This window comes from Methylorubrum extorquens (assembly GCF_024169925.1).
GTDB lineage: Bacteria > Pseudomonadota > Alphaproteobacteria > Rhizobiales > Beijerinckiaceae > Methylobacterium > Methylobacterium extorquens_A.
The window spans coordinates 4,047,554-4,065,350 of record NZ_JALJXF010000001.1 but is presented as its reverse complement, the minus strand read 5'-3'; the positions used below and the strand labels follow the sequence as shown (position 1 = coordinate 4,065,350).

Here is a 17,797-nt window from a genome sequence, read left to right as displayed (position 1 = left end):
TGATGCTTTGGCCTTTTGTTTGTATCACCCCGAAAGCCGGCAACCCGCTTTCGGGGTGATGCACGAGGCGGGCGCCTACTGTACCAGCGCCAGACGGCCGCGTGCCTCGGTCGCCCCCGTGCGGATCGGAGGCTCGCTGTGACCGGCGAAAAAGTCCTCGACCATCTCGCGCAGGATCTCGGCCAGGTCGCCGCCGCGATCCGCCTCGACATGCACGTCGCTGCCGATGCAGCGGCCGAGGCCCGGCGTCGTGTTGCTCGCCAGGCTGAGGAGCCGCTCGTTGTACTCGGCGCCGAGTCCGTTCACCGCGATGAAGTTTCGCCCACCCAACACGGGGCCGTACTTCACGGTGATCCGGTGCTCCTGATCGGTATCGTTCTGCAGCGTGGCGGTGAAGCCGACGAAATCGTCGCGATCCACCTCCGGGGCGGGGCAGGTGATCCGGCCGTGCTCGATACCGTCCTCTTCCAGCACCTCGGCCATCAGGTTCAAGGCCTCGGTGATCGGAGCCAGCGCCCGAACGCCGTCCTGAAGAAGCTGGGCCTGGATCCGATGCTTCTGCGCGTCGGCCGCACGCAGGCGAGCCCGGAAGCGGTTCTTGATGTCGAAGGGGTTCGTCATGGATGGGTCCCCGCTCGGATGTTCGGCGCCCTTTGATCGACTTGGAAGTTAGGAAGACAGGCAGTACACGTCAAGCTGATGCACAGTATTCATGCCTGCTTGGACGCTGGGCTCTTGCTTCATTATGTGACGTGGACATTTTTTGTGCAGAATAGGGCGGTGCGGTATTGGTGCGGTGCACGCGCGCAGCGCCGGGCCGGCCTTCCGCCCGCCCCTGCATTGCGCTCCCTCACGGAAAGCGCGTATCCGACAAACCGACCTTTTCCGGAGTCGTTCCCCGCCATCAGCGGCCGAGCACCGACGGAGGACGAGCGGGAGCGACGCGCTTTTGGCCAACACCAGCCAAGACACGACTGATCAGGACACGACCAGCCAAGTCACGATGAGCGAAGGCACGACCCTCGCGAGCATGACCGGGTTTGCCCGCTCCGCCGGCACGACTGGCGCGGTACAGTGGTTGTGGGAGATCCGCACCGTGAACGGGCGCGGACTCGACATCCGCGTGCGCGTGCCGAACGGCTTCGAGGCGGCGGGGGAGGGAGCTCGCGCCGCCCTGTCGAAGGCGCTCTCTCGCGGCCAGTGCCAGCTTGGTCTGACCTTGACGCGGCCCGAGGCGGCGGTGCGTGTGCGCATTGACGAGCTCCTGCTGGCGAGCCTCGCCGCGGCGGTCGCCCGCGTGCCGCGCCCCGCCGAGGTCGGCCCTGCGACGCTCGACGGCCTGCTCGCCGTGCGCGGCGTCGTGGAGACCGAAAGCGAAGCCGGGACCGACCCTGAAGCGCTCAATCGGGATCTCGCCGCCGGGATCGAGACCCTCGTGGCCGACCTCGTCTCCGCCCGCCGGGCGGAAGGGGCGCGGCTCCACGCGGTCGTGAGCGGCCAGATCGCGGACATCGCCCGCCTGACCCAGGCCGCCGAGGACTGCCCCGCCCGCCGGCCCGAGGCGGTGCGCGCCCGGCTTGGCGAGGCGGTGGCAGCACTCGTCGGCGCCGGGGGGCTCGACCCCGACCGCCTGCATCAGGAGGCGGTGCTGCTCGCTGCCAAGGCGGATGTGCGCGAGGAACTCGACCGCCTGCGTGCCCACCTCGCGGCCATCGGCGAGCTGCTGGCTCAGGGCGGCGCGATCGGCCGGCGGCTCGATTTCCTGGCCCAGGAACTCGGCCGCGAAGCCAACACGCTGTGTGCCAAGGCGGGCGACATCAGCCTGTCGCGGATCGGACTCGACTTGAAGGCCGTGGTGGAGCAATTCCGCGAGCAGGTGCAGAACGTCGAATGAGAGCGAGAGACATGCGCAGCGGAAGTTTCGCCCGATGACGCAGGACGCCACGCACGGCCGGCCGGACATCGCCCGGCGCGGGCTGATCCTGATCCTGTCCTCGCCCTCGGGCGCGGGCAAGACGACGCTGACCCGCGCCATCGCCCAGCGGCCCGAATGGGGCCTCGACCTGTCGATCTCGGTCACGACGCGCTCGCGCCGCCCCTCGGAGATCGACGGGCGCGACTACCGCTTCATCGACCGCGAGGCGTTCGAGGATCTTCGCACGCGCGACGACCTGCTCGAATGGGCCGAGGTCCACGGCAACTTCTACGGCACGCCGCGCCGCCCGGTCGAGAAGACCCTCGGGCAGGGCCGGGACATGATCTTCGACATCGACTATCAGGGCACCCGCCAGGTCCGGCAGCGGCTGCAGGACGACGTGGTGACGGTGTTCATCCTGCCGCCGAGCTTTTCCGAGTTGCGCAACCGCCTGGAGCGCCGGGCGGAGGACGCCCCCGAGACCATCGAGCGGCGGCTGGCCAACGCCCGCAACGAGATGCAGCGCTGGAGCGAGTACGACTACGTCATCGTCAACGACGACCTCGACGAGTCGTTTCGAGCGCTTCAGTCGATCCTGGCCGCCGAGCGCCTCAAGCGCACCCGCCGCACCGGCCTGCCGGGCTTCGTCGACGGGCTGCTGGCGGAGGCCGGGCAGGGCGGCTGATACGGTTTCTAGAGCATCATCCCGAAAGGTGGCTGCCGGCTTTCGGAAAAAGATGATGCAAAGACAATAGGCTAGAGCATCGTCCTGGATCCGATATCCAGGACGATGCTCTAGCCGATCACTTCGGTTATCGCGTGTGTCCCCCTCTCCCCGCCCGGCGGGGAGAGGGGGCGCCTCACTCCGCTGCCGTGCGCGGCCGATCCGAAAACGATTCCTCGACCTGGGCGGCGTGCAGGCGGCGGTAGTAGCCGTCGCCGGCCAGCAGCGCGTCGTGGCGGCCCTGCTCGGCGATGCCGCTCTCGGCCACCACCACGATGCGGTCGGCGTGGCGGATGGTGGCCAGCCGGTGGGCGATGACGAGGGTCGTGCGCCCCTCCGCCAGCTCGAACAGCGAGGTCTGGATCTCCCGCTCGGTCTCGGTGTCGAGCGCCGAGGTCGCCTCGTCGAGGATCAGGATCGGCGGGTTCTTGAGGAAGGCGCGGGCGATCGCGAGCCGCTGCTTCTGCCCGCCCGACAGCTTCACACCGCGCTCGCCGATCACCGTGTCGAGCCCCTCGGGCAGGGCGGCGATCAGCCCATCGAGCCGGGCGCGGGTAGCGGCGTCCATGATCTCGGCCTCGCTCGCACCGAGACGGCCATAAGCGATGTTCTCGCGGATCGTGCCGGCAAACAGGAACACGTCCTGCTGCACGATGCCGATCTGCCCGCGCAGCGAGGCCAGCGTCAGGTCGCGGATGTCGTGGCCGTCGATGGTGATGCGCCCGGCTTGCCCCTCGTAGAAGCGCGGAATCAGCGAGAGGAGCGTCGTCTTGCCCGCCCCCGAGGGTCCGACGAAGGCCACCGTCTCGCCCGCGCGGATCGTCAGATCGACGCCGGCCAGCACCGGCCGGTCCGGGCTGTAGCCGAAGCGCACGCCCTCGAAGCGGATCTCGCCCTTGAGCGGCGGGGCGGGGATGGCGCCCGGCCGGTCGGCGATGTCGGGCTCGGTGGCGAGCAGTTCCTGGTAGCGGCGAAAGCCGGCGATGCCCTTCGGGTAGGTCTCGATCACCGCTCCGATCTTCTCCAGCGGCCGGTAGAACACCGCCACGAGAAGCAGGAAGCCGACGAACCCGCCGGCCGTCAGGTCGCCGCGCACCACGAAGGCGGCGCCGCCCAGGAGCACCACGATCTGCACGAGGCGCAGGCCCAGATAGTTGATCGACAGGGCGCCCGCCATCAGCCGGTAGGCTTCGAGCTTGGTGGTGCGGTATTTCAGGTTGTCGGAGGCGAACAGCGCCCGCTCGTGCGCCTCGTTGGCGAAGGCCTTCACCACGCGGATGCCGCCGACATTCTCCTCAATGCGGGCGTTGAAGGCCCCGACGCGCCCGTACTGCGCCTGCCAGTTGCGGGTCATGCGCCCGCCGTAGCGGATGACGATGAAGGCGATCAGGGGCAGGATCGCCAGCGTCATCAGTGCCAATGGCGCGTGGACGAGAAACATCAGCGCGAAGGCGCCGAACAGCGTCATTACCGCGATGAACAGGTCCTCGGGGCCGTGATGGGCGACCTCGCCGATCTCCTCGAGATCCTTGGTGACGCGCGCCACCAGATGGCCGGTCTTCTGCCCGTCGAAGAACCGGAACGAGAGCTTCTGCAGGTGGTCGAAGGCGCGGGCGCGCATCTCGGTCTCGATGTTGATGCCGAGCACGTGGCCCCAATAGGTGACGACCACCATCAGGCCGGCATTGGCGACATAGAGCAGCGTCAGGCCCATGGCCGCGAGCAGGATCAGGCTCCAATCCTGCTGCGGCAGCAGCCGGTCGACGAAGGCTTTGACCGCGAGGGGAAAGCCGAGTTCGAGCAGGCCGGAAAGCACGGCGCAGCCGAAATCCACCAGGAACAGCGTCCGGTGCGGCCGGTAATAGGCGAGGAAGGCCTTCAGCATGGCGTGGCTGTGACGGGTCTTCTGGCCCGGAAGCGGGCGGCTCTCCGGCGCATAGGCGAGGGCGCGTCGTCGCGCCAGCGGCGCCGACGCGGGGCGGCCCTCACGAAGCCGCGTGGTCGGCTGCCAGCGTCCGCCCGATCGCACCGCGCAGGAGCAGCACGGCCAGCCCGTAGAGCGGCACCGCGAGGGCGAAGTAGGCGGGCCAGCCAACCGCCTCGGCGAGTGCCGGCGCCCCGACCCGCAGCGGCAGGGCGGCGAAGAAGGCCGCGCCGAAGAGAAGCGCGTAGTCGGTGGCGGGCTGCGGCCCCTGGGCCCAGCGGTAGATCATGTTGAAGACCGGCACGCCGAGCCCGCCGCCGCACAGGATGCCGAGGATCGCTGCCGCGAGGCCGAGATTGGGTGCTCCCTGCGCGGTCGCCCACAGCATGAGCAGGCCCGACCCCGCGACGCCGAGGGCGGAGACGGTGATGAGCGACAGCGTGCCGACCCGCCGCACGAGGAGGCCGGAGACCAGCGCCATGACGAGGTTGATGCCCGAGGCAAGCCCGCCGGTGACGAGGCCGACTTGCGCGAGCGGCACGCCGAGGTCGAGCAAGGCGAGGTTGTTCGAGCCGGTGAGCGCGAACATCGCCGCGAAGTAGAGGCCGAGCACCAGCACGCGCCCGCCGAGCAGCCGCAGCCGTCCGAGCGCCAGGGCACCGCGCTGCGCCTCCGCCGAGACCCGCCGCAGGGCGCGCTCGGGATAGCGCAGCATCGGCAGGAGGCAGAGCCCGTTCAGCACCGCCACGGCAAGCACGGCGTTGTGCCAGCCGAGCCGGTCGTACTCGGCGATCAGCACCCCGGCGCCGAACAGGCCGCCGAGCGAGGCGCCGCAGAGCTTGGCCGAAGCGACATAGGGCCGGCGCTCCGGGCCGACCGTCTCGACCACGAGGGCTTCGAGCGCGATGTCCATGGTGGCGACGCAGAAGCAGGTCGCGAGCGCGAGCCCGAACAGGAGCGGCAGCGGCCAGGCCTCGCCCCGGCTCAACACCAGCAGCAGGGCGATGGTCGCCCCCTGCATCAGCACGATCCAGCCGAGCCGGTGCGGCAGGCGCGGCAGGTGGATGCGGTCCACGAGCATGGCCCAGAGGAAGGTGAGCCCGACCGGCAGGTTGATGAGCTGGAGGAAGCCGACCTCGGCGAGATCGATGCCGCGGGCCCGCAGGATCAGCGGCGCGCCCCCGGTGAGGAAGCCGAGCGTCGTGCCGAAGGTGATGTAGAGGCAGAAGAACGGCGCCAATTGCGCCGCCCGACCGAGATCGTCCCGCTCAGGCATCGCCGCCTTGTCGCGTGCGGGTTCGAGACCGCTCACGCGCTCGAACCCCCTCGATCGAGCGGAGGGCTGCCGCGAACCCGCCCCTGTCCATCTGTCATCCCAGGTCCTTCGCGCCGCGATGCCGACTCACCGCTCCATCTCACCGCTCCATGGGCCGCCCGGCGCATGTCGGGGCTGCGAATGGCTCCGGTTCGGTCGCAGGGAGGGCCCGTGGGGGTGCGGCCCGCGCGGCGTTGCGGATGGCTGCGGCTCGAACTGCCGTTCAGCGCATGACATACACGTCGGTGCCGACGGTGACGCGCCCGAACAGGTCGGCGATGTCCTGGTTGTACATGCGGATGCAGCCGTAGGACGCGAAGGTGCCGATCGAATTCGGCCGGTTGGTGCCGTGGATGGCGTATTCGCCACCCCGCAGAGTCATCGCCGCCACGCCCATCGGATTGCTCGGCGAGCCGCCGCGGATGAGGTTGGGCAGGCGCGGGTTGTCGCGCTTCACCTCCGCCGGGGGCGACCAGTCGGGCTGGTAATACTTGCCGTCGATCTGCGTGGCGCCGCTCCACTGCTTGCCCGGCTTGCCGACCGCAACGGGGTAGCGGATCGCCGTGCCGTCGCCGTTGACGAGGTAGAGCCGGCGTTCGGTGGTGCGCACCACGATCGTGCCCGCTCCGATCCCCTCGGCGAAAGGGACGACTTCCCGAGCCTGTGCGGCACCGGCCGCGCACAGCACTCCTGCGAGCGCGCCCGCGAGACGCACCCTGTACTTGATTGTCCTGAACATCGAAGACCGCCTTACGAAGCTGGAGCGTAACTGTCGAAGACGATCCGCCGTTCCAGCTTGCCGTTCTGCTTTACGCGCGCAAAAAAGCGGGTCTCATGCACCGCCTCTTGGCAGCAGAGCGAATCCCGGGCTCGGAATTTCCCGAAAATTTTAAGTAACGGCGGCGAGTCCCGGCAACGTCCCCGGTGCTCCCTCAGCGCTCGTGGAGCCGGACCGCCTCCGGGTGCCGCTCCTGCCAGCCGTGGCGGACGAGTTCCGGGTCGGCATGCTCTTCGACCGGGTGGCCGACACAGAGATAGGCGATCAGATCCCAGCCTTCCGGCACGTCGAGGGCGTCGGTCACGAGGCCGGGTTCGAGGATCGAGACCCAGCCGACGCCGAGCCCGTGGGCGCGGGCGGCGAGCCAGAAGGCATGGATGCAGGCCGCCACCGAGTAGCGCAGCATCTCCGGCATGGTCGCGCGGCCCAGGCCGTGGCCGGCGCCCGTCCCGGAATCGCAGAACACGGCGAGATGAACCGGCGCCTCACGCAGGCCCGCGAGCTTCAGGCGGGCGTAGAGCGTCCGTTGTTCGTCGGCATAGGTCGCGCAGGCTGCGGCGTTGCAGCGCTCGAAGCTGGCGATGACCGCCGCGCGCCGTCGAGGCTCGGACACCCGTACGAACCGCCAGGGCTGGCTGTTGCCGACGGAGGGCGCCAGCGCCGCCAGATCGAGGCAGGTTCGCAGCGCGGCCTCATCGACCGGATCGCCGGAGAAGCGCCGCACGTCCCGCCGCCACGCGAACAGATCCGCGAGGCGGGCGCGGAAGGCGTCGTCGAAGACGGGCGGAGAGGTCGCCGCGGGGGGAAGGCACTCTGGCATGGCCGCCGCTTCTCGCGCCGGCGGGCGCGGCTGCCAAGATGGTTATTGGGGGCTGCGGCCCCGGCTCCATGCCGCGAGTATCGTCCCGAGGGGTGGCATCGGCTTTCGGGCTGATGCACCAGCGAGAAGCGGGAGCCTCGACACGAAAAAAGGGCGGCGCTCCGAGGAGGCCGCCTGAAGTCCTTGGGTCTCGAAACCCCTGGATGCCGGTTTGCCGAGATCCGCGGCATTGCCCGAGGGCTGGGGAGCTCGGGTTCAGGCGCCGCCGCAGTGGACAGACCGACGAGGTTTCAGGTCACAGTGAAAGCGTGTCGCGGTGGCGATGGCAAGGCGAGTCTGCGGCGGGACGGTGAAGTTTGCCACCTCACCGTGCGGCGACGCACATGCGTCTCGCGCCCCGCGCCGAAACCCTGCTCCTCCAACGATGGCCGGCGAAGCACCTTGCGGGTGCCTGCCGCGAGGCCCATCATCTCCCCCACGCCGCAGGAACGCCGGCACCGATACGGGAGTGACGATGAGCGAGGGGCAGAGCGTCGATCACCGCTCGAACGACCGGGATAGCCCAATGGCGCCGCAAGCGACGCCGCAAGTCATCCCGTTTCCGTCGCCCACCACCCCGCAAGTCGCCTTCCAGCGCGACGAGTTGCGGACCATCTTCAACCTCTATGGACGGCGCGTCGCCGAGGGCGAATGGCGCGACTACGCCCTCGATTTCCGCCGCGACAAGGCGGTGTTCTCGATCTATCGCCGCGCTTCCGAGATGCCGCTCTACCGGATCGAGAAGGATCCCAAGCTCGCCCGCCGCCAGGGCGCCTACGCGGTGATCGCGGCGAGCGGCCTCGTGATGAAGCGCGGCAACGACCTCGCTCGCGTCATCGGCGTCCTGGAGGGGCCGCTGCGGGCGGTGTAATCCCCGCCTCCGAAGGTCTCCGGAGGCGGGATCAGGCGGGGCGGCTACCAGCGCACGATGACTTGAGCCCGGACCGTGCGGGGGGCGCCGGGCAGGATGTTGTTGTTGTTGTGCGCCGAGACGATGTAGTTGCGGTCGAACAGGTTCTCGATGTTCACCTGTGCGCGCACATTCTCGTTGATCCGGTAGAACAAGCCCATATCGAAGCGCGAGTAGCTCGGGAGACGCACGGTCTGATCCGAGGTCGCGAAGGTGTGGGACTGGTTGATGAAGCCGACGCCGACCGAGAAGCTCGGGTCGATGTCGAACTTGTTCCACAGCGTGAAGGCGTTCAGCGGCACCAGCCCGACGAAGTTTCCGGCAACGATCGCTGGGGAAAGATTGCTGGTGATGCGTGCATCTGTGAAGGCGTAGCCGCCCGCGATCGACCACCAATCGGTGAGGTAGCCGTTGGCGCCGATCTCCGCGCCCTGCGTGTTGGTCCGGCCCGAGGTCAGGAAGAAGCCGGCCCGATTCGGGTCGGGGATGCGCTGGTTGCTGCGGTCGAGGTTGAACAGCGCACCGGTGATCTGAAGCACGGGGGAGACGTCGTATTTCACGCCGACTTCGGTGTTCTCGAACTTCTCCGGCTGGGCGATGGCGAGCCCTGGGCTCAGCGTGCTGAACTGGTCGCCCGACGAGGGCAGGTACGAGATGCTGTAGCTTGTGTAGAAGGCGAGGTTCTGCAGCGGCTTCACGACGAGGCCGGCCCGCGGCGAGACCAGATCATCCACGCGGGCGTTGGTGATATTGGTGCGCCGGTCGGTCGCCGCGAAGTTGAAATGGTCGAAGCGCAGGCCGCCGATGAGTTGCACATGCTCGTTCAGCTCGACCTGATCCTGCACGTAGGCCGCGGCGAGGCCGAGGTCGTAGACGCTGTTGGCGCCGGTCGTATTGCGGAAGTTGATGCCGACCCGGCTCAGCGGCGCAAGCGGATTGACGGCAAGGCTCAGCGGCGCGCCCGGCGTCGCGAAGAAGCCTTCCTCGCGGAAGCTCAAGCCTTCCTGGTAGCCGAGTTCGAACCCGGCGAGCAGGGTGTGCTTCACGGGCCCCGTCAGGAACTGGTAGGTGAAGTCGGTCTGGTTGAAGTAGTTCGTCCGGTCGGTCTGGCTGTTATAGGCCGAAATGTTGACCGCCGTTCCGGCCGCATTCACCTCCCCACCGGGGAAGACGTTCTGGTAGAATTTTTCGTAATCGGCGATGCGTGACTGGCTGCGCATCACGACGCCGTTCTCGAAGACGTGGTCGAGCTGCGCCGTGGCGATGTGGGCGTTGACATAGGTCGGCGACAGGAACGGGTTGCCGAAATAGGTCGTCCGGTTGTCGCGATACCGGTAGGGCCGGCCGAACTGCGAGGGGAGGCCGCGATCGGTGGTGCGGTCGTCGTGGAAGAATTCGTAGGAGAGGCGCAGCGTTGTCTGCGGCCCGAGCAGGAACGTCATCGTCGGGTTCACGCCGTAGCGGCGGATATCGACGAAGTCGCGGTAGGTCGCCGTATCCTCGAACACGCCGTTCATGCGGAAGAACACACTGTCGGAGACGCGGTCGCCGACATCGAGCGCCACGCGCTTGTTCGCGAACTGGCCGCCCTGGGCCACGATCTCGCGGGTCGGGACGCCGTCGGCCTCCTTGAGCACGCGATTGATGACGCCGCCGCCGCCGCCGCGGCCGAAGATCATCGCGTTCGGCCCCTTCAGCACTTCGATGCGCTGGATGTTGTAGAGGTCGCGGTAATACTGCACATCGTCGCGGATTCCGTTGACGAAGAAGTCGGCATTCGAGCGCTGGCCGCGGATGATCAACTCATCGCGGTTGCCCTCGCCCTGGGCCTGGATCACGCCCGGCACGTAGCGCGTCGCCTCGCCGATCGACTGGAAGCCCTGGTCGAGGATCTGCTCCCGCGTGACGACCGAGACGGATTGCGGCGTATCGAGCAGGGGCGTCGGCGTCTTGGTGGCGCTCCGAGTCGCCTTTCCAAGATAGCCGACCGTGACGCCGCCCTGCGGCTCAAGGCGCAGGCCCCCGCGGCTGAGGCCCTCTACGGCCAATTCATCGAGCGCGACGGCGACAGGGGATGCCGTCACCGGAACGACAGGTTGTGCCTGTACAGGCCCTGCCAGTGCAGCGGTCGTCCCCGCCAGAATCGCAAAGGCGACTTCACTCGTTCCAGGACGTCTCAAGTTCAAGCCCCCGTCTTCTTCGTAATATTTGACGACGTCGTTCCGCCGTCTTGGCGGTCATGACGGCATCGCCTGACGGGGATCAAGCGGGTGGGGCTTTATAACAAACGACAGAAATCGTACTTTTGCTTGGAATAATTCGCAATCTGCGGTCAAGCCGCTGAAATTGAGTGCCTATTTTTCAGCATAGAAGCGTTAAAATCTATACAATGCAGCAACAATGTTGCTGCGAAGGCACAGTGTTGCTTGGGGCCATTGTAATCTGTGCGCTTGGTGTCGGCCCAGGGGGCGACGAGACGCCGACCGATCCCAGGCGAATCGCGGCGAGCCCTGCTGTCCAATGTGCCTTTGACAGGCGCGAAGGTTGCGGAGCCTCGCCCTTTTCAGGTGGGAATGCGACTGGCTTGCGCGATGATGCCCTACCGGGCGGGCCGCAAAGCCGCGGCGGCTTCGGCGAACCGGCGGATCGCCGCCGGGTCGAGCTTGCCGGCGGGGACCACCCAGCTTCCGCCGACGCAGAGCACGGCAGGATGGGCGAGCCAGTCCGCGGCGGCCGCCTCGGTGATGCCGCCGGTGGGGCAGAAGCGCACCTGTCCGAATGGCGCGGCGAGCGCCTTTAGCGCCTTCAGCCCGCCCGCGGCTTCCGCCGGGAAGAACTTGAAGCGGTCGAGTCCGTGGTCGAGGCCGCGCATGATGTCGGCGGAGGTCGCGACACCCGGCAGGTAGGGAACGCCCGAGGCGAGGGCCGCCTCCGTCAGCGGCGCTGTCAGCCCGGGGCTGACGATGAACTTCGCGCCTGCCCCGATGGCAGCATCGAGGTCGCGCGCATTCAGCACCGTTCCGGCGCCGACCACCGCGCCCTCGACGCTCGACATCGCCCGGATCACGTCGAGCGCCGCGGGGGTGCGGAGGGTGACCTCAAGGGCGGTGAGGCCGCCGCCGACCAGCGCCTCGGCGATGGGCACCGCGTCGGCGGCATCCTCCACCACCAGCACGGGGATGACGGGAACGGAGCGCATCAGCGCGTCGATGGTGCTCATCGGGGTCTCCTCCGGTGTCGGTTCTGCTGATCGCGCGTATTCGGGGCGATGCTCTAGAGCATCGTCCTGGATATCGGATCCAGGCCGATACTCTAGCCTTCTGATTTCACATCGTCTTTTTCCGAAAGCCGGGGACCACCTTTCGGGACGATGCTCTAAAGACCCGCCGCCGCCAGCATCGCCGAGCCGCCGCGCTCGGCCTCGTCGGCGCCCTGGCGCATGAAGGCGAACAGCTCGCGGCCGGTGCCGACGCCGTCCGGCGGCCGCACCGCCTCCTCCCGGCTGTCCCACTCGGCCGCATCGACCAGCACTTCGAGCAAGCCCTGCTCGGCCGAGAGCCGGACGATGTCGCCGTCGCGGATCCGGCTGATCGGACCGCCGCCAACGGCCTCGGGGCTGACATGGATCGCCGCCGGCACCTTGCCGGAGGCCCCCGACATCCGCCCGTCGGTGACGAGGGCCACCTTGTGGCCGCGGTCCTGCAGCACGCCGAGCGGCGGGGTCAGCTTGTGCAGCTCCGGCATCCCGTTGGCCCGCGGGCCCTGGAAGCGCACGACCACGACGACATCGCGCTCCAACTCGCCTGCCTTGAAGGCGGCGATGACGTCGTCCTGATCGGAGAAGACGCGGGCCGGGGCCTCGATGGTGCGGCGCTCGGGGTCGACCGCGCTGGTCTTGAAGGTGGCCCGACCGAGATTGCCCTTCACCAGCCGCATCCCGCCATCCGGCTGGAACGGGCGGGCGGGGGGGCGCAGCATGGCTTCGTCCAGCGGCTCGGCCGGCGCGTCCTCGAAGGTGAGGTCGTTCCCGTCCCCCAGGAGCTTCGGGTCGCGGGCGTGATCGCGCAGGCGCGTGCCGGCGACCGTCAAAAGGTCGTCGTGCAGGAGGCCGGCATCGATCAGCGAGGCGATGACGTAGGACATACCGCCGGCCGCGTGGAAGTGGTTCACGTCGCCCGCGCCGTTCGGGTAGACCCGCGCGATCAGCGGCACCACGCCGGAGAGCCGGTCGAAATCCTCCCAATCGACGACGATGCCGGCGGCCCGCGCCATGGCCGGTATGTGGATCGCGTGGTTGGTCGAGCCGCCGGTGGCGAGCAGGCCGACGATGGCGTTGACGATCGCCCGCTCGTCGATGCAGCGCCCGAGCGGGCGATAATCGTTGCCGTTCCAGCCGATCTCGGTGAGCCGGTGGATCGCCGAGCGCGTCACCGCCTGCCGCAGCCGCGTGCCGGGATTGATGAAGGAGGCGCCGGGCATGTGCAGGCCCATCACGTCCATCATCATCTGGTTGGAATTGGCGGTGCCGTAGAAGGTGCAGGTGCCGGCTCCGTGATAGGAGGCGGACTCGCTCTCCAGCAGTTCCGCGCGGCCGACCTTCCCCTCGGCATAGAGCTGCCGGATGCGCTGCTTCTCCTTGTTGGCCAGTCCCGAGGGCATCGGGCCGGCCGGGATCAGGATCATCGGCAGGTGGCCGAAGCGGAGCGCGCCGATGATCAGGCCGGGCACGATCTTGTCGCAGATGCCCAGAAGCGCCGCGCCCTCGAACATGCCGTGGCTGAGCGCGACCGCCGTGGAGAGGGCGATGGTATCGCGGGAGAACAGCGACAGCTCCATGCCGCGCTGGCCCTGGGTGACGCCGTCGCACATGGCGGGCGTGCCGCCGGCCACCTGGGCCGTCGCGCCCACTTCGCGGGCGAACAGCTTGATCTGCTCCGGATAGCGTCCGTAGGGCTGATGCGCCGAGAGCATGTCGTTGTAGGCGGTGACGATGCCGATGTTCATGGCGCGGCCCGCGATGATCGCCGGCTTGTCCTCGCCGGATGCCGCGAAGCCGTGGGCGAGGTTGCCGCAGGCGAGCATCGGGCGGTGCACGCCCGCCTCTCTCTCGCGCTCGATCAGGTCGAGATAGGCACGGCGGCTCTCGCGGGAGCGCGCGATGACGCGCTCGGTGACCGCGGCGACCTCGGGATGAAGCTCCGGCATGGCTCGTTCGCCTCGTTCGGATATCGACGGCACGGACAGGCCCGCAAGAACGGGGCCCGCGCACCCCTTAACATGGAGAGACTCCAAACGGGATCACGCTTGTGAGAACGTTTTCATCAATCCAACTGCGAGCTTCGACGCGCGGAAATTTCAGATTGCGACGGTCTGTGCCACGTCGATCGTGCCGCCGCTCACCTCACCCGCGATCACCGCGAACGCCCGTGCGCCGGGCCTTTCGTCGAATGGACGACTACGGCCGCCGCATGACTGAGCAAGCGAGGTAGAGAGGAGATGATCGATGTGGTCGGGGGGCATCTTGACCATCACCGTGAGAAACAACGCCACCGCGTCGTCTTCGCCCGTCACGATAGCGGTCTTGTGGCCCTCTGCGCCTGAGCCGAAGATCGGCGGGGTGCCACCCGCCGATCCTCACCCCTGATCTCATACACGTTCGCATTCCTGCAAACGTCGCCGGTTCATTGAGCTGCTGCCGTCGCAGAACGGACGGAGCGAACGACGTCACGCCCCCGGCGCGGTCGCGATATCCCGCTCGACCTCGGCCGGATCGAGCACGTAGCGGCGCGAGCAGAACTCACAGGTGATGGACACGGTGCCGTCATCCGCGACCATGTCCCGCCGCTCCTCGGCCGAGAACGAGCGGATCATCCCCAACACCCGCTCTTGCGAGCAGCGGCAGCGCTCGACCACGCTCTGCGCCTCGAACACGCGCACGCCGCGCTCGTGGAACAGGCGGTAGAGCAACCGCTCGCTCGAAACCGCCGGATCGACGATTTCGTGGTCCTCGACGGTGTTCACGAGGCTGCGCGCCTCGGTCCAGGCATCGTCGTCACGGGGGGCGCCGGTGAGAATCTCGTGGCCCTCCGGTGCGTCGCCGGGCGGAAGGTCGGCCTGGCGCATCCGGTCGGGTGAGGTCGGCAGGAACTGCACCAGCAGTCCGCCGGCCCGCCAGCGGCTCTCCCCGCCCTCCATCTGCTCGGCCACCGCGAGGCGGACCAGCGTCGGGATCTGCTCGGATTGCCGGAAGTATTGGTGCGCGGCCTCTTCGAGGCTTTGGCCCTCGAGAGCGACGACGCCCTGGTAGCGGCTCTGGGTTGGCCCCTGATCGATGGTCATGGCCAGATGCCCGCGACCCATCAGGTCGGCGGCGCGCGCCTTCGGGCCGAGGGCGGCCACCGGCTCCGCATCGAAGCGGGCGGTGGCCCGCACCCGGTCGGGCGCCTCGAAATCGACCACCAGCATGTTCACCGGTCCGTCGGTCTTGGTCTGGAGCTGGAAGCGGCCTTCGAGCTTCAGGGAGGCGCCGAGCAGCACGGTGAGTGCCGACGCCTCGCCGATCAGCCGAGCGACCGCGTCGGGATAGCCGTGGCGGCGCAGGATGGTGTCGATCGAGGGCCCGAGCCGCACCGCGCGGCCGCGCAGATCCAGCGCTTCGACGGCGAACGGCAGAACGGCGTCGTCGTCGCCTTCGAGCGAGGGTGTGAAAGAAGGGGCGTGTCCGGAGCTCATGGGCTCTCCGTATCCGGGCTGGATGAAAAAGAGGAGCGGGAGGGCGGCCGGTCCGGCGCCGTCGCGTCGAACCGACGGAGGTGCACGAATCGGCGCACGTCCTCGGCGCTCCTCATATGGGGGGCACCGTGCCCCGGCGCGAGACCGGCGCATGATGCCCTCGGCCGGCCCCACCACGCAAATAGTCCGCACGCGGCCGCGCTTGTCGTTTCCGCATCGTCTTTCTTCCGGAAGTCGGCGGCCACCTTTCGGGACGATGCCCTGGCCGGACGGCTCAGAAATCCGTGTGCAGCCGCGTGCCGAAGAAATCGGCCGGGCCCCGGTCGCGGTTATAGGCCGGGTTCTCGACGTGCTGGTAGTCGAAGGACATCGTCACTGCCTTCGTCAGGTTCATCGCGTAATAGACCTCGACCGCCCGTTCCGGCGCGTAATTGTCGAGGCGGCCGTCGCCGATCAGGAGTCCGAGCCCGCCATTGGCGAAGTAGGCGCGGTGAGAGGTCGAGATCCGGTTCGCGGCGGCGCCGATGCCGACCGTGTCCTGCGGCCGGCCCCAGGCCGCGCCCTTGAGCGAGAGGCCGCCCGAGACCGAGCCGTCGATATCGGTGAAGGAGAGGTTCTCGTTGCGCCCGTCGTTGACGCTCGCCCGCGCGAACAGGCCGAGATCGGCGGTCAGTGTCTGTTCGAGATTGACGTAGGCACCGCTCTTGCGCCGAGGCTCCCGGGTCGCGGCGGCCGCCGTGTTGATGTCGGCGAAGGCGCCCGTCTGCGTCAGCGCCACGATCTGCCGGAAGTTGGCGGTGTTGCCGACATTCGAGAACAGGCCGAGGCGTAAGCGGCCCGGCTGGTCGAGCACGGGCAGCGTGTGGCGCTCCTCGAACTCGATGACGGCGCCGGCCCGCTCGAACACCCGCGGGTCGAGCACGTCGGAGGAGGGCTCCTTGGGCACCTGCGTGTAGGCGGCGCGCACCGCAAATTCCGCGCGGTTGTACTCGACCATCACGCCTTGCGTGAAACCGGGAAGGTTGGCCGGGAAGTCCCAGGCGGCCGCGGCCCACAGGCCCCAGTTCATGAAGTCCACCCGCGGGTCGTGGGCGTAGACGTTGCCGTCGAAGAAGTCGCCGAGCGCGAACTTGCCGGCGATGACCGTGATGCGCTCGACGTCGCGCGTGCCGGCGATGGAGTTCGGCCCGTCCGGCACCGCTTCCGTCTCGCTGCCGAGCCCGAAGGTCTGGCGGACGAAGTAGCGGTTCGACCGCAGCTTCGGGAAGGGGGCGCCGGCCTTCTGCGCCTCGCCGTTGACGAAGCCGGCCACGCCCAGCGTGCGCGACAGGCCGAAGCCCTGGCTGAATTCCGGATTGTAGTAGAGTTCGGTTCCCTCGAAGAGCTTGAGGCCGAGGAACAGCGTCGCGGTCGTCGTCGCCTGCGCCTGATCCGGCACGAGGCTCTGCGGCCCGCGATAGGGGGCGCGGAAGCCCGTCACGCCCTGGTTCACGAAGGTGGTCTGGCCGTGCAACGAGAAGCGGGCGTCCTTCGGGGGCTCGTCCTCTTCCTCCGGCACCAGGGTCAGCGCCTGTGGGTGCCAGATCAGCCGCGCCATCATCTGGTTGGAAACGAAGCCGGTGCGGGTCGTCACCGGTCCCCCGTCGAGGCCCGGCAGCGTGCCGAGGCCGAAGCGGCCGCTCTCGCCGAGGTCGCTGTAGCGGTAGTCGATCCCGAGCGAGAGATGCGGATCGACCGCGAACTGCACGCCGGCACCCAGCGTGAAGCCGAGATAGGAGACGTTGCGAGAGGCCGTCGCCGTCGGGCCGCCGGCCTGATCCGGATAGGTGGCGAGCACCCGGCCGTTGGCGCCCGTGAGCCCGGCGGTCGCGTAGATCAGGTTGTTGCCGAAGGCGTAGCCGAGCCGCGCGCGGGCGGCTCCGAACACGTCCGTCTTCTCGCGGATCAGCGCGAAGGGCGGATCGATCGCCTCATAGCCGAAGCCCGGTGCATCGGAGCGTGCGCCACGCTTGAGATTGGCGCCGGCGAGGTCGGCTTCGATCCCGTAGACGAGGGCCCCGTCCTGCCCGTTCCAGCCGGCAAAGGCGCCGCCGATTACCGTGGTGGCGTCGCCGCCGAGGTCGCGGCTGCCGGTGGCATCACCCGTCGAGAGCGTCCGAACGCGGCGCGCGCCGATCGTGGTCGGGCCGAAATCGTAATTGCCGAAGGAAGCGCCCGCGCTGCCCTGTACCCCGGCATAGAAGCCGGACCAATCGATGAAGCGGGGCGTTGCGCGCTCCGCGAGGTCCGCGGCCATGCCGGCGCAGGCATGAAAGCCGAGAATCGCGGCAAGCCCTGCCGAGACGGCCCACCGTTTCGCGATCGTCCCCGCGCGCGCCTTGAACACTGCGCCAGCCCCCGCCGCCACCCCTTGAGCGGCCTAGCAGATGCCGTTGCCGCCGCAATGCGCCCACGACCCGCCGAAGCACGAGGCTTCAGAACGGTTGCGCGGGCGCCACGATGTCCGTGAGAAGCCGAAACATTCGACAGGACGATGACGGACGCGCCGTCACAGCCCGCGGAGAGGTGTGCGAAGCCGGGACGATCGCACGTAAGCGGTCCCAAAAAGACAAATAAGTGCCTACGGGTGCTTGCTGCATT

At 68.4% G+C, this 17,797-nt stretch carries 14 protein-coding genes; 3 read left to right on the top strand and 11 right to left on the bottom strand.

The window, feature by feature from the left end:
• Positions 1–75 precede the first annotated feature (75 nt).
• Positions 76–621, bottom strand: a complete 546-nt coding sequence (locus J2W78_RS18990; RefSeq protein WP_253373039.1) for a hypothetical protein — start codon at positions 619–621, stop codon at positions 76–78.
• A 382-nt stretch (positions 622–1,003) separates the two neighbouring features.
• On the opposite strand from J2W78_RS18990, the gene J2W78_RS18985 reads away from it, so the two are divergent.
• Together J2W78_RS18985 and gmk are read left to right on the top strand one after the other, a co-directional pair.
• Positions 1,004–1,894, top strand: a complete 891-nt coding sequence (locus J2W78_RS18985; protein ID WP_253373037.1) for a YicC/YloC family endoribonuclease — start codon at positions 1,004–1,006, stop codon at positions 1,892–1,894.
• A gap of 34 nt (positions 1,895–1,928) precedes the next feature.
• Positions 1,929–2,600, top strand: a complete 672-nt coding sequence (gene gmk / locus J2W78_RS18980) for a guanylate kinase (protein ID WP_253373035.1) — start codon at positions 1,929–1,931, stop codon at positions 2,598–2,600.
• Positions 2,601–2,775: 175 nt separating this feature from the next.
• Here the strand turns inward: gmk and J2W78_RS18975 are convergent, their stop codons facing one another.
• The 4 genes from J2W78_RS18975 to bluB all read right to left on the bottom strand — a co-directional run bounded on the left by J2W78_RS18975 (position 2,776) and on the right by bluB (position 7,476).
• On the bottom strand, positions 2,776–4,524 hold the full coding sequence (locus tag J2W78_RS18975) for an ABC transporter ATP-binding protein (protein ID WP_253374086.1): 1,749 nt from the start codon (positions 4,522–4,524) through the stop codon (positions 2,776–2,778).
• Between the two features lie 100 nt (positions 4,525–4,624).
• Positions 4,625–5,839, bottom strand: a complete 1,215-nt coding sequence (locus tag J2W78_RS18970; RefSeq protein ID WP_253374085.1) for an MFS transporter — start codon at positions 5,837–5,839, stop codon at positions 4,625–4,627.
• Positions 5,840–6,101: 262 nt separating this feature from the next.
• The gene (locus J2W78_RS18965) at positions 6,102–6,617 is read right to left on the bottom strand and encodes a L,D-transpeptidase (RefSeq protein ID WP_253373033.1); all 516 of its coding nucleotides are present in this window, start codon (positions 6,615–6,617) and stop codon (positions 6,102–6,104) included.
• 193 nt (positions 6,618–6,810) lie between these two features.
• Complete coding sequence (bluB, locus tag J2W78_RS18960) at positions 6,811–7,476, bottom strand: 5,6-dimethylbenzimidazole synthase (RefSeq protein ID WP_253373030.1); 666 nt, start codon at positions 7,474–7,476, stop codon at positions 6,811–6,813.
• A gap of 514 nt (positions 7,477–7,990) precedes the next feature.
• On the opposite strand from bluB, the gene J2W78_RS18955 reads away from it, so the two are divergent.
• Positions 7,991–8,386 carry a DUF2794 domain-containing protein gene (locus J2W78_RS18955; protein WP_253373028.1) on the top strand — a complete coding sequence of 132 codons (396 nt, stop codon included), beginning with the start codon at positions 7,991–7,993 and terminating at the stop codon, positions 8,384–8,386.
• A gap of 44 nt (positions 8,387–8,430) precedes the next feature.
• Here the strand turns inward: J2W78_RS18955 and J2W78_RS18950 are convergent, their stop codons facing one another.
• The 6 genes from J2W78_RS18950 to J2W78_RS18925 all read right to left on the bottom strand — a co-directional run bounded on the left by J2W78_RS18950 (position 8,431) and on the right by J2W78_RS18925 (position 17,543).
• Complete coding sequence (locus tag J2W78_RS18950; RefSeq protein ID WP_253373026.1) at positions 8,431–10,605, bottom strand: TonB-dependent receptor; 2,175 nt, start codon at positions 10,603–10,605, stop codon at positions 8,431–8,433.
• Between the two features lie 419 nt (positions 10,606–11,024).
• Positions 11,025–11,645, bottom strand: coding sequence for a bifunctional 4-hydroxy-2-oxoglutarate aldolase/2-dehydro-3-deoxy-phosphogluconate aldolase (gene eda / locus J2W78_RS18945; RefSeq protein ID WP_253373024.1), 621 nt, complete (start codon positions 11,643–11,645; stop codon positions 11,025–11,027).
• Positions 11,646–11,800: 155 nt separating this feature from the next.
• On the bottom strand, positions 11,801–13,630 hold the full coding sequence (gene edd, locus J2W78_RS18940) for a phosphogluconate dehydratase (protein ID WP_253373022.1): 1,830 nt from the start codon (positions 13,628–13,630) through the stop codon (positions 11,801–11,803).
• A 150-nt stretch (positions 13,631–13,780) separates the two neighbouring features.
• Positions 13,781–13,996, bottom strand: a complete 216-nt coding sequence (locus J2W78_RS18935) for a hypothetical protein (protein WP_253373020.1) — start codon at positions 13,994–13,996, stop codon at positions 13,781–13,783.
• 153 nt (positions 13,997–14,149) lie between these two features.
• The gene (locus J2W78_RS18930; RefSeq protein ID WP_253373018.1) at positions 14,150–15,157 is read right to left on the bottom strand and encodes an Hsp33 family molecular chaperone; all 1,008 of its coding nucleotides are present in this window, start codon (positions 15,155–15,157) and stop codon (positions 14,150–14,152) included.
• 274 nt (positions 15,158–15,431) lie between these two features.
• Positions 15,432–17,543 (bottom strand): carbohydrate porin, encoded by a 2,112-nt coding sequence (locus tag J2W78_RS18925; RefSeq protein ID WP_253373016.1) that lies wholly within the window; start codon positions 17,541–17,543, stop codon positions 15,432–15,434.
• Between the last annotated feature and the right edge of the window lie 254 nt (positions 17,544–17,797).

Bases quoted from the DNA above. Each gene is read 5' to 3' on its own strand.
- J2W78_RS18965 (WP_253373033.1), bottom strand. From the start codon at position 6,617: ATGTTCAGGACAATCAAGTACAGGGTGCGTCTCGCGGGCGCGCTCGCA.
- J2W78_RS18990 (WP_253373039.1), bottom strand. From the start codon at position 621: ATGACGAACCCCTTCGACATCAAGAACCGCTTCCGGGCTCGCCTGCGT.
- edd (WP_253373022.1), bottom strand. From the start codon at position 13,630: ATGCCGGAGCTTCATCCCGAGGTCGCCGCGGTCACCGAGCGCGTCATC.
- J2W78_RS18970 (WP_253374085.1), bottom strand. From the start codon at position 5,839: ATGCCTGAGCGGGACGATCTCGGTCGGGCGGCGCAATTGGCGCCGTTC.
- bluB (WP_253373030.1), bottom strand. From the start codon at position 7,476: ATGCCAGAGTGCCTTCCCCCCGCGGCGACCTCTCCGCCCGTCTTCGAC.
- J2W78_RS18955 (WP_253373028.1), top strand. From the start codon at position 7,991: ATGAGCGAGGGGCAGAGCGTCGATCACCGCTCGAACGACCGGGATAGC.
- eda (WP_253373024.1), bottom strand. From the start codon at position 11,645: ATGAGCACCATCGACGCGCTGATGCGCTCCGTTCCCGTCATCCCCGTG.
- J2W78_RS18985 (WP_253373037.1), top strand. From the start codon at position 1,004: ATGAGCGAAGGCACGACCCTCGCGAGCATGACCGGGTTTGCCCGCTCC.
- gmk (WP_253373035.1), top strand. From the start codon at position 1,929: ATGACGCAGGACGCCACGCACGGCCGGCCGGACATCGCCCGGCGCGGG.
- J2W78_RS18975 (WP_253374086.1), bottom strand. From the start codon at position 4,524: ATGCTGAAGGCCTTCCTCGCCTATTACCGGCCGCACCGGACGCTGTTC.
- J2W78_RS18930 (WP_253373018.1), bottom strand. From the start codon at position 15,157: ATGAGCTCCGGACACGCCCCTTCTTTCACACCCTCGCTCGAAGGCGAC.